General features: G+C 64.4%; 17 protein-coding genes and 1 other RNA gene. 10 read left to right on the forward strand and 8 right to left on the reverse strand.

From position 1 onward, the window contains the following. Positions 1-2: 2 nt before the first annotated feature. Positions 3-833, reverse strand: a complete 831-nt coding sequence (locus tag ACODRZ_RS01360; RefSeq protein ID WP_488971125.1) for a TPM domain-containing protein — start codon at positions 831-833, stop codon at positions 3-5. A 6-nt stretch (positions 834-839) separates the two neighbouring features. After that, positions 840-1,442: a LemA family protein gene (locus ACODRZ_RS01365; protein ID WP_488971126.1), complete on the reverse strand. Its 603-nt coding sequence runs from the start codon at positions 1,440-1,442 to the stop codon at positions 840-842. 199 nt (positions 1,443-1,641) lie between these two features. On the opposite strand from ACODRZ_RS01365, the gene mscL reads away from it, so the two are divergent. Continuing rightward, positions 1,642-2,112, forward strand: coding sequence for a large conductance mechanosensitive channel protein MscL (gene mscL / locus ACODRZ_RS01370; protein ID WP_488971127.1), 471 nt, complete (start codon positions 1,642-1,644; stop codon positions 2,110-2,112). Positions 2,113-2,129: 17 nt separating this feature from the next. Beyond that, positions 2,130-2,493, forward strand: a transfer-messenger RNA (tmRNA) gene (gene ssrA, locus ACODRZ_RS01375). 51 nt (positions 2,494-2,544) lie between these two features. Here ssrA and ACODRZ_RS01380 read toward each other — a convergent pair. After that, positions 2,545-2,817: a hypothetical protein gene (locus ACODRZ_RS01380; protein ID WP_488971128.1), complete on the reverse strand. Its 273-nt coding sequence runs from the start codon at positions 2,815-2,817 to the stop codon at positions 2,545-2,547. 296 nt (positions 2,818-3,113) lie between these two features. On the opposite strand from ACODRZ_RS01380, the gene ACODRZ_RS01385 reads away from it, so the two are divergent. Then, entirely contained in the window at positions 3,114-5,219 is a 2,106-nt protein-coding gene (locus ACODRZ_RS01385; RefSeq protein ID WP_488971129.1) for a malate synthase G, read from the forward strand. 109 nt (positions 5,220-5,328) lie between these two features. Continuing rightward, positions 5,329-5,679, forward strand: a complete 351-nt coding sequence (locus ACODRZ_RS01390) for a pilus assembly protein (protein WP_488971130.1) — start codon at positions 5,329-5,331, stop codon at positions 5,677-5,679. Here ACODRZ_RS01390 and ACODRZ_RS01395 read toward each other — a convergent pair. Next, positions 5,676-6,062, reverse strand: a complete 387-nt coding sequence (locus ACODRZ_RS01395) for a winged helix-turn-helix transcriptional regulator (RefSeq protein ID WP_488971131.1) — start codon at positions 6,060-6,062, stop codon at positions 5,676-5,678. The genes ACODRZ_RS01390 and ACODRZ_RS01395 overlap by 4 nt on opposite strands. Before the next feature lie 99 nt (positions 6,063-6,161). Here ACODRZ_RS01395 and ACODRZ_RS01400 point away from each other — a divergent pair, with 99 nt between their 5' ends. Next, the gene (locus tag ACODRZ_RS01400; protein ID WP_488971132.1) at positions 6,162-6,935 is read left to right on the forward strand and encodes an SDR family oxidoreductase; all 774 of its coding nucleotides are present in this window, start codon (positions 6,162-6,164) and stop codon (positions 6,933-6,935) included. 4 nt (positions 6,936-6,939) lie between these two features. Here the strand turns inward: ACODRZ_RS01400 and ACODRZ_RS01405 are convergent, their stop codons facing one another. The 3 genes from ACODRZ_RS01405 to ACODRZ_RS01415 form a co-directional block, all read right to left on the reverse strand. Then, the gene (locus ACODRZ_RS01405) at positions 6,940-7,383 is read right to left on the reverse strand and encodes a nuclear transport factor 2 family protein (protein ID WP_488971133.1); all 444 of its coding nucleotides are present in this window, start codon (positions 7,381-7,383) and stop codon (positions 6,940-6,942) included. A 12-nt stretch (positions 7,384-7,395) separates the two neighbouring features. Beyond that, positions 7,396-8,082 (reverse strand): SDR family NAD(P)-dependent oxidoreductase, encoded by a 687-nt coding sequence (locus ACODRZ_RS01410; protein WP_488971134.1) that lies wholly within the window; start codon positions 8,080-8,082, stop codon positions 7,396-7,398. Between the two features lie 182 nt (positions 8,083-8,264). Beyond that, a complete protein-coding gene (locus tag ACODRZ_RS01415; RefSeq protein ID WP_488971135.1) occupies positions 8,265-8,972 on the reverse strand; it encodes a TetR/AcrR family transcriptional regulator in 708 nt (235 codons plus the stop codon). A 244-nt stretch (positions 8,973-9,216) separates the two neighbouring features. On the opposite strand from ACODRZ_RS01415, the gene ACODRZ_RS01420 reads away from it, so the two are divergent. From ACODRZ_RS01420 to ACODRZ_RS01435, 4 genes are read left to right on the forward strand one after another with little or no spacing between them, the layout of a single operon-like run. Further along, entirely contained in the window at positions 9,217-9,774 is a 558-nt protein-coding gene (locus ACODRZ_RS01420) for a nuclear transport factor 2 family protein (RefSeq protein ID WP_488971136.1), read from the forward strand. A 28-nt stretch (positions 9,775-9,802) separates the two neighbouring features. Then, the gene (locus ACODRZ_RS01425) at positions 9,803-11,128 is read left to right on the forward strand and encodes an aromatic ring-hydroxylating oxygenase subunit alpha (RefSeq protein ID WP_488971137.1); all 1,326 of its coding nucleotides are present in this window, start codon (positions 9,803-9,805) and stop codon (positions 11,126-11,128) included. Between the two features lie 32 nt (positions 11,129-11,160). Next, complete coding sequence (locus ACODRZ_RS01430) at positions 11,161-11,676, forward strand: VOC family protein (RefSeq protein WP_488971174.1); 516 nt, start codon at positions 11,161-11,163, stop codon at positions 11,674-11,676. Positions 11,677-11,693: 17 nt separating this feature from the next. Next, positions 11,694-12,113, forward strand: a complete 420-nt coding sequence (locus tag ACODRZ_RS01435) for a nuclear transport factor 2 family protein (protein WP_488971138.1) — start codon at positions 11,694-11,696, stop codon at positions 12,111-12,113. A 181-nt stretch (positions 12,114-12,294) separates the two neighbouring features. Here ACODRZ_RS01435 and ACODRZ_RS01440 read toward each other — a convergent pair whose 3' ends face one another. Then, complete coding sequence (locus tag ACODRZ_RS01440) at positions 12,295-12,654, reverse strand: putative quinol monooxygenase (RefSeq protein WP_488971139.1); 360 nt, start codon at positions 12,652-12,654, stop codon at positions 12,295-12,297. A gap of 132 nt (positions 12,655-12,786) precedes the next feature. Between ACODRZ_RS01440 and ACODRZ_RS01445 the strand changes: the two genes are divergently transcribed. Next, positions 12,787-13,545, forward strand: coding sequence for a glucose 1-dehydrogenase (locus ACODRZ_RS01445; RefSeq protein ID WP_488971140.1), 759 nt, complete (start codon positions 12,787-12,789; stop codon positions 13,543-13,545). Position 13,546: the final 1 nt, after the last annotated feature.

Below are 13,546 nucleotides of genomic sequence, written 5' to 3' on the forward strand. Positions count from 1 at the left end.
GCCTACCAGTCCCCGCTCGCGCCGCCGCCGCCGAAGTCGCCGCCTCCACCCGAGAAGCCGCCGCCGTCGCCCCAGCCGCCTCCACCGCCCCAGCCGCTGCCGCTGTTGCCGCTGCTCGTGGGGAACCAGATGATCGGGGCGTCGAACCCGCCGTAACGGCCGCGTCGCCCGCCGCCGAACATCGAGCGCAGGATCGGCAGCACGAAGAAGCAGATGATGACGAGGATGAAGATGACGGTCCCGGGCGAGATGTCGTCGCCTTTGTCCGCCTGCATCTTGTCGGCCTCCGCAGCGACCTTCTGTGCCTCGGCCGGGGGCAGGGTCAGCTGCTTGATGATCGCGTCGGTGCCCGCCTCGATGCCGCCGGGGTAATCCCCCGCCTTGAAACGCGGCAGGATCTGGCCGTTGATGATGAGGAAGCTCATCCCGTCGGTCAGAGTGCCTTCCAGGCCGTAGCCGACTTCGATGCGCACCTTGCGCTCGTTGGGCGCGACAAGCAGGATCGCGCCGTTGTTCGCGCCCTTCTGGCCGATGCCCCAGGCGCGGCCGAGCTGGTAGCCGTAGTCGGAAATCTCGTAACCCTGCAGCGACGGCACGGTCGCCACGACGAGCTGGCGATTGGACTGCTTTTCCAGTGCCTCCAGCTTCTGCGTGAGCTGGGCTTCCTCGGCCGGGGGGATGATGTTCGCATCATCGACCACGCGCCCCGTAAGCTCGGGGAACTTGAGCTTCGCCTCCTGCGCCCAGGCCCCCGGCGACCCCGAAACCAGGGCGACGAGGACCAGGAGCGCGGCCAGCGATACGGCCCGAGCGCGGGACCCAAGGGCGTACATCGCGCCTTAGAGCTTTCCTTCGAGGCTCGGAGCGGCTTCGGCGCCGGGCGTGACCGCCTTGTAGGGCACCAGCGGATCGGCCCCGCGCAGGCGCGCGCCGATCATCGAGGGGAAGGTGCGGACTTCGGTGTTGTAGTCCTGAACCGCGCCGTTGTAGTCGCGAATGGCGACGCGGATGCGGTTTTCCTGACCTTCCAGCTGGCTCTGCAGCATCTGGTAGTTGGTGTTGGACTTGATGTCCGGATAGGCTTCCACGCTGGCGAGCAGGCGGCCGATGTTGGCGCCGAGGTTCGCCTGCGCCTGCTGGAACTGCTCCATCTTCTTCGGATCGTTAAGGTCGCTTGCGGTGACCTGGATGGAGGTGGCCTTGGCGCGCGCCTCGGTCACGCCGACGAGGATCGATTTCTCCTGCTCGGCCGCGCCCTTGGCGACGGCGGCGAGATTGGGGACGAGGTTCGAGCGCTCCTGGAAGGCGGCCTCGACATCGGCCCACTTGGCCTTGGCGGCCTCCTGCTTGGTCGGCACCGAGTTGAAACCGCAGGCGGACAGCGAAAGCGCGGCCGCGAGAACCAGGCCGGTCTTTGCCGAACGGGCGTTGAAGAGCGTCATCGGACTTCGTTCCTCCACTGCACGCCGGGCGAACCGGCGGCTTCCTCGCGATAGATAGCGCTCTGCGGTGGCGGATCAAGCACGCGGATCGGCGCGGCCGGAAACCCGGTCGGTTAACAAACGTTTGAGGGGGCGCATGGAGTGTGTCAAACAGCACTCAGATTTATTTCCATTGGCCGGCAGAAGGGGAACCAGGCGCATGGCAATCGTAGACGAATTCAAGAAGTTCATCGCGCGTGGCAACGTGCTGGACCTCGCAGTCGGTGTGATGATCGGTGCCGCCTTCGGCAAGATCGTGTCGTCGCTCAACGAGAACATGATCATGCCGGTAATCGGCTGGCTGTTCGGCAGCATCGATTTCTCGAAATATTTCTTCCAGCTCGGCGACGCTCCGGCGGACTACAAGGGCAGCCTCACCGATTATGCCGCGTTGAAGGCGGCGGGCGTGCCGATGATCGGGTATGGCGAGTTCGTGACGCAGGTGGTCAATTTCCTGATCATCGCCTTCGTGCTGTTCCTGCTGGTGCGTTCGGTCAACAAGATGATCGATTCGGTGAAGAAGCAGGAAGCGGAAGCTGCTGCAGCCGCTCCGGCACCGGAAGCGCCGGTTGATCCGCAGCTGATCGCGCTCAAGGAAATTCTCGAGGAACTGCGCAAGCCCAGGGCGTAAGCCGCCGGATTTCAGTTTCACTTCACATTCAGGCGGGAGCCCCTATATGGGCTCCTGCTGGCCTCGGTCGGCTATGAGGATAAATTGCCCCGTGCAATAGACGCAGCGGACCCGGGGGCGGTACCCGGCGGCTCCACCATCACCCGTTTCCTTACGGGAACAACCCTGTTGTCGCAGGGGTGATGACGGGGCCGAACTAGGATCGACGTGTGTTGAAAAGCGGTGTTTTCTTCCGGGCTGAGTAACCCGTTCAAGGCTCAAAACTCATAAGTGCCAACGACAACGAAGCACTTGCTCTCGCGGCGTAATTCTAGGGGCTAACGCCCTGAAGTTACAAAGTTAGAACACGGTTGGACCCACCGGGTAACAGAAGCGGATTCCGGGGGCTGGGGGCGAGCCTATCAACAGAATCGCCCTACTTCCCTTCTTCCGTCAGGCGGCCTTGCGTTCCGGTTCCTGATCCTGCGCCGCTTCGGATTTGGCGAGCAGGGCAGCCTTCTCGTACTTGATGCAGTCGAGGATCTTGGCGCCCGCCATGAACACCGCGCCGGTGCAGGCGAGGAACAGCAACTTTCCGCCGAAGCCCGGAAAGCGGGTGAGATAGACGCTGCCGCGCTCGATCGCGCCGAGGGCAAGCGCATAGATCACCATGTAGGCTTCCCAGTTGCTCTTGATCACGAACAGGCGACCGACTTTTCGGAGCATTTCCATCCCTTTGCAGTGGTCACAGTTCAGCAACGTTCGTGCCAGTTCCCCGTTCCCGCCGAGTCTCATGCTTAACGTGAGCTTGAATGTAAGGGTTTCCGACGGTTAAGGAAATCCGTGGAACATCCGGATGGCGTCCCGTTATGCAACCGTCTGATCCATGACGATACTTTCGGCGCAGTTGCCAACAGCGCGCGCATCGGTCATACGGCGCACATCCTTCCCCAGGGCAATTTGGTTTTTGACGTGGACGTGGCACGATGTTCGTGTGCGTTCGAACCAGTGCGAGGAAGGCAATGACTGACAGGGTTGATCGTTCGGGGCTGCAGGTCGATGCAGGACTGGCGAAGTTCGTGGAGGAGCAGGTCCTGCCCCCCATCGCGCAGGACGCCGCCGCGTTCTGGGCAGGCTTCGCCGCGCTCGTGGCCGACTTCGCCCCGCGCAACCGCGCGCTGCTCGACAAGCGCGATTCGCTGCAGGCGCAGATCGACGCATGGCATGGCGAGCGGGCGGGCAGGCCCATCGAACAGGGCGAATACCAGGCGTTCCTGCGCGAAATCGGCTATCTCGTGCCCGAGCCGGCGTCGTTCACCATCGGCACGCAGGGCGTCGATCCCGAGATTGCGACGATGGCGGGGCCGCAACTGGTCGTTCCGGTTCTCAATGCCCGGTTCCTCCTCAACGCCGCGAATGCGCGCTGGGGCAGCCTCTATGATGCATGGTACGGCACCGATGCGCTCGATGCCGCGCCCGTGCAGGGGCCGGGCTATGACGCGGCGCGCGGCGCGGCGGTCATCGCGGCGGGCCGGGCCTTCCTTGACCGGGCGGTGCCGCTCAAGGCCGGGTCGTGGGCGGACCTGTCCGACGTGGAAGGTGTCGAACCCGCCGATGCGGCGCAGTTCGTCGGGCGCACGGGCAAGGGCCTGCTGTTCGTCAACAACGGTCTGGGCATCGAGGTCGTCGTCGATGCCGCGAGCCAGGTCGGCAGCACCGACAAGGCGGGCATTTCCGACATCGTCCTCGAAGCGGCGCTGACCACCATCGTCGATCTGGAAGATTCGGTCGCGGCCGTCGATGCCGAGGACAAGGTCGCCGCCTATGCCAACTGGCTCGGCGTCATCCAGGGCGACCTGACCGACACGTTCGAGAAGGGCGGGCGCACGCTGACCCGCGAACTGGCGGCCGACAAGGCGGTCACTCTGGCCGACGGCGGGGAGACGGCGCTACCGGGCCGGTCGCTGCTGTTCGTCCGCAATGTCGGCCACCTCATGACCAACCCGGCGATCCTGCTGCCCGACGGCTCGGAAATTCCGGAGGGCGTCATGGACGCGGTGATAACCAGCGCGATCTCGACACAGGACGTCAAGGGACTGACGAAGTACGGCAACAGCCGGGAAGGCGGCATCTACATCGTCAAGCCCAAGATGCACGGGCCGGAAGAGTGCGGTTTCACCAACGCGCTGTTCGATGCGGTGGAAGACCTGCTGGGCCTTTCGCGCCACACCATCAAGGTTGGCGTCATGGACGAGGAACGCCGCACTTCCGCCAACCTCGGCGCCTGCATCGAGGCGGTGAAGGACCGCATCGTCTTCATCAACACCGGCTTCCTCGACCGCACTGGCGACGAGATCCACACCTCGATGCGCGCGGGGCCGATGATCCGCAAGGCCGCCATCAAGGGCTCGGCGTGGATCGCCGCCTACGAGAAGCGCAACGTCGCCATTGGCCTGCGCCATGGCCTTTCGGGCGTGGCGCAGATTGGCAAGGGCATGTGGGCGGCGCCCGACATGATGCGCGACATGATGGAGCAGAAGGTCGGCCACCCGAAGACCGGCGCGAACACCGCCTGGGTGCCGTCGCCGACCGCCGCGACGCTCCACGCGATGCATTATCACCAGGTCGATGTCTTCGGCCTGCGCGAAAGCATCGCCAATGAGGACATTCCCGGGCTCGACCTGCTGCTCTCGGTCCCGCTGGCCGAAGGCACCAACTGGTCCGAGGAGGAAGTTCGCGAGGAACTCGACAACAACGCGCAAGGGCTGCTCGGCTATGTCGTGCGCTGGATCGACCAGGGCGTCGGCTGCTCCAAGGTGCCCGACATCAACGACGTCGGCCTGATGGAGGACCGCGCGACGCTGCGCATTTCCAGCCAGCACATGGCAAACTGGCTGCTGCATGGCGTCTGCTCGAAGGAGCAGGTCATGGAATCGCTGCAGCGCATGGCGGCCAAGGTCGATGCGCAGAATGCGGGCGACCCGCTCTATGAGCCGATGACGGGCAACTGGGATGGCAGCATGGCCTTCCAGGCAGCCTGCGACCTCGTGTTCAAGGGCGTCGAGCAGCCCAACGGCTACACCGAGCCCCTGCTGCACGCCTGGCGCCTGAAGAAGAAGGCGGCCTGATTTGGACTCCCGGCCTGCCGAAAGGTGGGTCGGGATGTTAAAACCGATTTAACTCCATCTTAGGCAATTATGGGGTAATATCAGGCCCGGTTTTTCGCAGGGGGCGGGCATGTTCATTCACCGGCAGAGGATGGAAACGCGCACGATGCTGGCCGTCAGGGCCACCATGCGCATTGGTGGGCGGGTGGCGGAAGCGACGCTGGCGAATGCGTCTTCGCGCGGTGTGCTGGCGCTGGTCGATGCTCCCCCGGCGCGCGGCGTCGCGGTGGAACTCGTGATCGGCGAGCATGTGCTGAAGGGGCAGGTCCGCTGGCGCGCGCATGATCGCTGCGGCATCGCTCTCAAGGAATGCATCGACGTCGCGGAGCTGATCGAGGGCAAGGCGGTTCCGGTCGTCTACGTGCCGGAGCGACTGGCCCGGCGCAGCGCGATGGAACTGCTGCGCAGCTTCCTGAATTAACGTGCGTCGAATTCCACGCGCGCGCATTCCACGCGCTCGAGATTCGCTTCCGCCCACATCCACACGCCGCAGAACGCTTCGCTGAGGGTTTCGCCCAGCGGGGTCAGGGCATAGTCCACGCGCGGCGGGACTACGGGATGGACGGTGCGCGTCAGCATGCCGTCACGCTCCATGCGGCGCAGCGTCTGCGTCAGCATCTTCTGACTGATGTCCGGCACGGCGCGGGCGAGCTGGGTAAAGCGCTGCGTGCCGTTCTCTTCGAGAACTTCGAGCAGGATCATCGTCCACTTGTCCGCCACCCGGCCGATCAGTTCGGTGACGAGCGCTTCCACCCGCGGGTCGACATGTTCGCAGTTCTTTTCGGGAGCGGGACGGCCGGCCATGTAATCACTCTCTTTTGGGTAAGTATAAATCTTTTGGGTGCCTTCTTTCCGATCGAATGTGAAGTGCTAGATCGGAAACGTCAATCAAGGAGTGTCCCCATGAAGACCACCGGAAACACCATCCTCATCACCGGCGGCGGCTCGGGTATCGGCGAGGCGCTGGCCCGGCGCTTCCACGACGCGGGCAATACCGTCATCGTCGCCGGGCGCCGCCTCGACGCGCTGGAAGCCGCCTGCGCGGGCCGCGAGAACATGCACGCGATCACGCTCGACGTGGAAAGCGCCGAGGGCGTCGCCGCGTTCGCCGCAGAAATTCTGGAGAAGTTCCCGGCGCTCAACGTGCTGGTCAACAATGCCGGGATCATGCGGTACGAGCGGCTGGACCGCGCGCGCGACCTGTCGGACGCCGAGGCGACGATCACCACCAACCTGCTCGGCCCGATCCGATTGATCGACGCGCTGGTGGATCATCTCGTGGCGAAGGGCGACGGCGCCATCGTCAACGTCACGTCGGGCCTTGCCTTCGTGCCGCTGCCGGGGACGCCGACCTATAATGCGACCAAGGCCGCGATTCACAGCTATACGATGTCGCTGCGCGAAATGCTGCGCGACAAGGTCGAGGTTATCGAACTGGCGCCGCCCGCCGTGCAGACCGACCTCACCCCCGGCCAGAGCACGCGCGAGGGATACCAGCCGCTCGGCGAGTTCGCCGACGAGGTCATGGCGCTTTTCGCACAGCAGCCGACGCCCGAGGAAGTGCTCGTCGAGCGAGTGAAGCCGCTGCGCTTCGCGGAAGTGCAGGGCAATATCGCTCAGGTCATGGGCAACCTGAGCGCGATCACCCGCAAGATGTTCGAGCAGCTGGGGTTATGAAGGCTTAGTCCTCGCGTGCGTCGAACGTCGTGTATTCGCGGCGGGTGAACAGCCACTGGCCACTAGTCTTCGCGAGTTCGTCCACGTAGCGGCCGCGAAGCCGCATGGTCTTGCCGGAAGCCGGGTCCTCGAAGATCTCCGAGGTATAGGAGATCGCCGAGGCGCGGTCTCCGTCCACCCTGATCTCGCCGGGGTGGGCGACGTAGACCATTGGTTTCGCGGCATTTCCGCCGAGGCCATAGTTCTTCATCGATTCCACCCAGGCCGAAACGATCGCCGCCTTGCCTGTAAAACCGCCGAGATCGGGGAACTCGGGCAAGGCCCAGTACGAGTCCTCCGCCCAGGTCGCGGCCCATGTTTCGGCGTCGCGGGTCATGACGCCGTGGGCGTATGTGTCGAGCAGTTCGCGGATGAGGATGCGGTCTTCCAGCGGGCCGGTGAATGCCATTGTCGCGCTCCCTTACCAGGCGTGCTTTTCGCCGTTCCACTTGTAGAATTCGCCCGTGTTTTCAATCGTCCAGCCATCGGTCAGGGCCATGATCGAGGAGGCGCTTTCCTGGGGGGAAATGTCCGCGCCGGGGCCGCTCATGTCAGTGGAGACGTAGCCGGGGTGGATCACGCCGACGACCACGCCGCGGTCCTTCAGGTCGAAAGCGACCGAGCGCATCATCCGGTTGAGCCCGGCCTTGACCGCGGCATACGGCCAGTAGCCGCCGTAAGGCCAGGTCGATGCGCCGAGCTGGCTGGAGAAATTGATGACCTTCGAGCCGGCACTCAAACGGTCCATAAAGGCACTCAACACGCGCAGAGGGCCTTTCAGCATGATCTCCACGCAGTTGTCGAAGTCATCCCAGTCGATACCGTCGAACTGCGGTTCCGCTTTCCCGATCACGCCCGCGACATTGTAGAGAATGTCGATGGGATCGCGGCCCGTCTCGGCCGCGCCTGACGCGACAGAGGCGTTGTCACCCACGTTCATCGCGTGGACCGTGACCTTGCCGCCGGACGCTGCCGCAAGTTCGTTGAGCGCGGTTGCCCCGGCCGGATCGCGGGCGAGGGCGTAGACCCGATCGCCGCGTTCGGCATGCTGCTTGACGAGTTCGAACGCGATGCCGCGCGCTGCTCCGGTGATTGCCACTGTCGCCATCGGGAGATCCTTTCCTGCTGTACCCGGTTCTTCGGGGCCCGGTTTTCGGGATTCGCTATCGGGCGCAACTCTGGAAGAGCGAGCGGGCCGGCGACACCTGTGACTTTTGAGAGAAGGGCGGGTGCGGCGACCCTTCGACATGCTCAGAATGAGTGGAAGTCGCGCTGCATTACCGACGCCGCTCAGGCTGAGCCTGTTGAAGCCCCCGCCGCGTCCTCGCTCAGCCGCTGCATCGTGCGCGCGGCGAAGCGGCGCAGGCGGTCGATCCGCGTGTCGTCGAAGATCGGCTTGTGCAGGAGCATCCCGGCATGCATCGCGCTGGTGAAGTCGTGCGCGAGTTTCAGGTTGTCCCAGTCCTCCCGCCATTGCGGAAAGGCCTCGATCATCTCGCTCGCCCAGATGGCGTCGTAGCGGCGCGCGGCGGGCTCGAAGATCGCCGCCAGTTCCGCGTCGGTGCGGGCCGCGACCGCCATCTCCAGCCAGGCCGCGTAGTCGCGGGTCTGGACCGAGCGCCAGTGTGCGTCGCAGGCCAGTTCGATCATCGGCTCGTCCGTGCGGCGCGAAACCGCATCGAAGTAATCGGCAAGGAACGTGCGCATCCGATGGTAGACGACATGGTCGACGACGGCGGAAACCAGTTCCATCCGCGTCGGGAAGTGATGGTGCATGGCGCCGCGCGAAACGTCGCTCACGCTCGCCACGGCGGCGGTGGTGAGGCCGGGATAGCCGTTCTCGACGAGGCAGTCGATGGCGGCGGAAACCAGCCGTTCGCGCATGATCGCGCTCTTGCGCTGCTGCCACTTCTCGGGAGTGCCGTTCTCCGGCAGGCGAGCATGGAGTTCAGGCATGAGCGCGCTCAGCATCCGGTCCTGCAGTGCCTCGGCCTTCATCCGTCGTCCCCTGTTTCCCTTTGTTTTCCTGCGTCATCAGCCGGTTCGTCCGAACCTATCCTAAGTCGCAGGTTAGCAGACGCGCCGGAGCGTAGCATAAAAACCGGCAGTTGAGCCGGTTTATTTATCGCCGGCCGTATTGAGGGTCAGAGGCGCGCAGGAAAACAGACGCGCCCTGTCCGGGAACGGGAGAGTGGAAGGCCATGCCCAGCACGCGCGCGCAATCCGTCCGGAGGCCAGCCTCTTGGATACGTTGACGACAACCCGGTTCGACCTGGAGGCCGAGGTCCGCGACCTTGCCGCGCGGCGCGACATCGCCGATGCGGCGGCGCGCTACATGCGCGGGCTCGACCGGCTCGATCCCGAACTCCAGCGAAGCGCCTTCCATGACGACGCGGTCGTCGACTGCGGCTTGATGAAGGGCAGCGCTGACGAATTCGTGACTTTCGCGCAGGGCTTCCTCGCCGACATGAACGCCACGCACCACCTGCTCGGCCAGTCGCGCATCGCCGTCGATGGCGATGGCGCCACGGCCGAATGGTACTTCCAGGCGTGGCACTCGATATCCGGCGAGGACGGGGGCGTGCGCGACCTCTTCATCTCCGGCCGCTATCTCGATGAATACGCCTGCCGCGTGGGTGACTGGCGCATCGTTTCGCGCATTCTCGTGACCGACTGGGTCAAGAACGATGCCGGCACGCTCGATTTCTTCGCCGCCAATCCCGGGGCGCCGCGCGGCGGCCGTGCCGGCACCGATCCCAGCCAGTCCAATTTGGGCCAGTCCAATCTGGGCCAACGATAACAGCGATAACCACAGGATACCTGAAGCCATGAACATCCAGACCAAGGTTTCCCGCTACTCGCAGGAATTCGATCCGCCGGTGCGCGGCGACACCATCACTGCCGACCGCTACATCTCTAAGGAGTGGATGGACGGCGAGATGAAGAACCTGTGGCCAAAGGTCTGGCACCTTGGCGGCCTGCTGGCGGAACTGGAGGAGCCCGGCGACATCATCCGCCACAACTTCGCCAAGGAGTCCGTCATCATGGTCCGCCAAGAGGACGACTCGATCAAGGCGTTCTACAACTCCTGCCCGCACCGGGGTAACCGGCTCGTGCTGGGCGAGATGGCCAGCGTTCCGCGCATCGTCTGCGGCTATCACAACTGGACATTCGACCTCGACGGCACCCTCGCCAAAGTGCAGGACCCCGACGATTTCGAAGGCGGCACGCCCTGCGGCAAGGTCCACCTTTCCGAACTGCGCTGCGAGACTTGGGGCCCGTTCGTGTTCTGGTGCATGGACGACGACGTTGCGCCCTTGCACGAATGGCTCGATCCGTTCCCCGAGCGCCTGAAGGGCTACGGCATCGAGAACTGGGTGCGCGTGCTCAACGTCTCGGCCGACGCGGACTTCAACTGGAAGATCATCCGCGACAACTTCAACGAGAGCTACCACCTCCCGACCATCCATCCCGAGCTGGCGACCTTCATCAACGACGGCTTGCCCGACACCCTGTTCGAGATGTACCCCTCGGGCCACAACTCGATGTGGATGAAGGGGCATCAGGCCACCACCCGCGTCGATTATCACACCTCCGAAGTGCCTGCCCCGCTGGGCGAGGCGGCGCGCGCCTGGGGCATCGATCCCGAGGAATACAACGGCCGCACCGGCGACCTGCGCGAAGCGATCATCGAGGCGAAGCGCCGCCTCGGTCCGGGGCGCGGCTACACCAATTACGACAACATGAGCGACCAGCAGCTGGTCGACTATTTCCACTGCACGCTGTTCCCCAACCTGACGCTCACCATGAGCCCCGAGCAGCTGCAGGTGCTGCGCACCGAGCCGCACCCGACCGATCCGGAAAAGTGCGTGTTCCAGCACTGGTGCCTCTATCCGCCGGTCGAGGGCATGAAGGAGGTCTTCACCCCGCTCGGCATGCTTCCGCTCCAGCATGACGCGGTCGCGCGCCACTCGGTCTACGGCGATGGTGTTTCGGTGGGCTACGTGGCCGATCAGGACCTGTCGATCGGCACCAGCCAGCAGCAGGGCCTGAACTCGCGCGGGTTCAAGGGCTGCATCCTGCCGGGTCAGGAAAAGCGCATCCAGCGCTTCCACGAACTGCTCAACGATTACGTGAAGGGCGCGCCAGAGTAATGGTCGCGCCCGGCGTTCCGGGCTCCCACGTCATGCAGGTGGCCTTCATGGTTGATGACCTCGAGGCTGCCTGCATGGACTGGGTGCGTACCACCGGAATCGGGCCGTTCCTCACCGTGCCGCATGTGGTTCTGGAGGAATATTCCTATTGTGGGCGGCCTGCCTCCGGCCTCGATTTCTCGGTGGCTATCGCCCAGTCAGGAGGCGTGCAGATCGAACTGATCCAGCAGCACTGCGACAACCCTTCCGCCTACCGCGATACGGTGGCGAAGGGGCAGGGCGGCTTTCACCACCTCGCGATCTACACCGAAGATTACGATGCCGCGCATGCGCGCTATGCGCAGCAGGGTTTCGTTACGGCGGTGGACGGCAGCTTCGGCGGCTTTTGCTTTTCCTACATCGACACCTCGGCGACGCTCGGCTGCATGATCGAGCTGATCGAGGAAAACCCGCTGCAGGGCGAGTTCTTCGCCCGCATCGCCGGCGCCGCGCAAGGCTGGGACGGCTCCGACCCGATCCGCCCCGGCTTTCCCGTAACGGCGCAATAAGAGAGGATTCTAATTCCATGACAGCCTGCCCGATCGAGGATCGTCTGGCGATCCAGGACCTGCTCGTATCCTATGCCCATGCCGTCGACAGCCTGCATGACCTTGACGGCATCTGTGCCGTCTTCGTGGAGGACGCGGTGTTCGACTTGTCGGGCATCGGCTTTCCCAGCCTCAATGGACACGGCGAGATCCGCAAGTTCTTCGAGGACACCTTCGCGGCGATGTCCGCCCACGCGCATTACCTGACGAACTTCGCGATCACCGCCTACGACGGCGATACCGCGTCGATCCGGGCTTATGTGATCGGCATGGGCAAGTACAAGGCGGGCGGCGGGATCACCGTCAACGGGCGCTACTACTTCGATGTCGTGCGCACGCCCGAGGGCTGGAAGGCCAAGCGCTACACGATGGACTTCCTGATCCCGATCGAGGCGTGACCTACGATTAATCACTTCGTCACCCTGAACTTGTTTCTGGGTCTATCGGGCGGTTGGTGCCGGAAGATCGCGTCGGAAAAGGCCCTCGCGGTTTGCGGCTTATGACACTGCGCTTCAGGCGTGATGGACCCTGAAACAAGTTCAGGGTGACGGATATTCAAGGCGGTGGCGCTGTGCCCCGCTATCCCAGCGTCACCCCGAAAATCTCTTTCCTCGGCCAGCCGTCGTCGCCGTAGACCGGCTCCACGCCCGTCGTGCCGTAAAGCTGCACGCCGAACCCGGTGATTTCCCATTGCCCCAGATGGTCGCGCATCAGGCCGTAAGCGGGGTCGATGAAGTGCTTGAGCAGGTCTTCCTCGCTCTCCCACTCCTCGTAGACCTGGATCACGCCGGGATCGATCGGATCGACCGCCCAGGTATAGGCGAGGCAACCCTTCTCCTCGCGCGCGGCGAGGATGTGGTCGCGGCCCGTGGTGATGATCTCGGCGCAGGTGCTGTCGTCGCCTGCATAGCGCAGCCAGCCGGCCACGATGATGCGCATGGATTGTCCTCTCTTGGTTGTGCCGCGAAGGCTAGGGGCGCCCCGGCGTGCGCGCCGCTCTCACTTTGCACAGGTGGTCCGGCGCGGCGCGGCGGGCCAAGTCCCTTCGCAGAGAAAAACGGAGAGAGCGGCATGACGGGACGGATCGAAGGCAAGGTGGCGCTGGTCACCGGCGGGGCCTCGGGGCTGGGCGAGGCGATCGTGCGCCGCTTCGTCGCCGAAGGCGCGGCGGTGCTGGTCGCGGACATAGACGCCGATGCGGGCGGCAGGCTGGCAGCGGACCTTGGCGCGCAGGCGAGTTTCGTGGCTCTCGACGTGACGCGGGAAGACCATTGGATCTCCGCATTCGAGAAGGCGGACGCGCTGCACGGCCGTCTCGACGTGCTGGTGAACTGCGCGGGGATCACCACGATCGGCTCGGTGGAGGCGCTGACGCTGGATGCCTTCCGCCACGAGCTTGACGTCGATCTTGCCGGGCCTTTCCTGGGCTGCAAGCACGTCGTTCCCGTGATGAAGCGCACCGGCGGCTCGGTGATCAACATCGCGTCGATGGCCAGCATCCGCGCCGCGCACTACCTTGCCGCCTACAATGCCGCCAAGGCGGGCGTCACGCATATGACCAAGTCGATCGCGCTGCACTATGCGCGCGAGAAATACGGCATTCGCTGCAATTCGGTGCATCCCGGCGTGATCCACACGCCGATCCTCGACAAGGTCCTGGCTCAGTCCGACCAGCCCGAAAAGCTCTACGCCGAATGGGTGGCGGGGCATCCCATCGGCCGTCTCGGCCAACCGGAGGAAGTGGCGGCACTGTGCCTCTACCTCGCGAGCGACGAGAGCGCCTTCGCCACCGGTGCGGAGTTCGTGCTGGACGGCGGCTCGTCGCTCTAGG

Source organism: Novosphingobium sp. FG90, assembly GCF_057808725.1.

Bases quoted from the DNA above. Each gene is read 5' to 3' on its own strand.
- ACODRZ_RS01360 (WP_488971125.1), bottom strand. From the start codon at position 833: ATGTACGCCCTTGGGTCCCGCGCTCGGGCCGTATCGCTGGCCGCGCTC.
- ACODRZ_RS01365 (WP_488971126.1), bottom strand. From the start codon at position 1,442: ATGACGCTCTTCAACGCCCGTTCGGCAAAGACCGGCCTGGTTCTCGCG.
- mscL (WP_488971127.1), top strand. From the start codon at position 1,642: ATGGCAATCGTAGACGAATTCAAGAAGTTCATCGCGCGTGGCAACGTG.
- ACODRZ_RS01380 (WP_488971128.1), bottom strand. From the start codon at position 2,817: ATGCTCCGAAAAGTCGGTCGCCTGTTCGTGATCAAGAGCAACTGGGAA.
- ACODRZ_RS01385 (WP_488971129.1), top strand. From the start codon at position 3,114: ATGACTGACAGGGTTGATCGTTCGGGGCTGCAGGTCGATGCAGGACTG.
- ACODRZ_RS01390 (WP_488971130.1), top strand. From the start codon at position 5,329: ATGTTCATTCACCGGCAGAGGATGGAAACGCGCACGATGCTGGCCGTC.
- ACODRZ_RS01395 (WP_488971131.1), bottom strand. From the start codon at position 6,062: ATGGCCGGCCGTCCCGCTCCCGAAAAGAACTGCGAACATGTCGACCCG.
- ACODRZ_RS01400 (WP_488971132.1), top strand. From the start codon at position 6,162: ATGAAGACCACCGGAAACACCATCCTCATCACCGGCGGCGGCTCGGGT.
- ACODRZ_RS01405 (WP_488971133.1), bottom strand. From the start codon at position 7,383: ATGGCATTCACCGGCCCGCTGGAAGACCGCATCCTCATCCGCGAACTG.
- ACODRZ_RS01410 (WP_488971134.1), bottom strand. From the start codon at position 8,082: ATGGCGACAGTGGCAATCACCGGAGCAGCGCGCGGCATCGCGTTCGAA.
- ACODRZ_RS01415 (WP_488971135.1), bottom strand. From the start codon at position 8,972: ATGAAGGCCGAGGCACTGCAGGACCGGATGCTGAGCGCGCTCATGCCT.
- ACODRZ_RS01425 (WP_488971137.1), top strand. From the start codon at position 9,803: ATGAACATCCAGACCAAGGTTTCCCGCTACTCGCAGGAATTCGATCCG.
- ACODRZ_RS01430 (WP_488971174.1), top strand. From the start codon at position 11,161: ATGCAGGTGGCCTTCATGGTTGATGACCTCGAGGCTGCCTGCATGGAC.
- ACODRZ_RS01435 (WP_488971138.1), top strand. From the start codon at position 11,694: ATGACAGCCTGCCCGATCGAGGATCGTCTGGCGATCCAGGACCTGCTC.
- ACODRZ_RS01440 (WP_488971139.1), bottom strand. From the start codon at position 12,654: ATGCGCATCATCGTGGCCGGCTGGCTGCGCTATGCAGGCGACGACAGC.
- ACODRZ_RS01445 (WP_488971140.1), top strand. From the start codon at position 12,787: ATGACGGGACGGATCGAAGGCAAGGTGGCGCTGGTCACCGGCGGGGCC.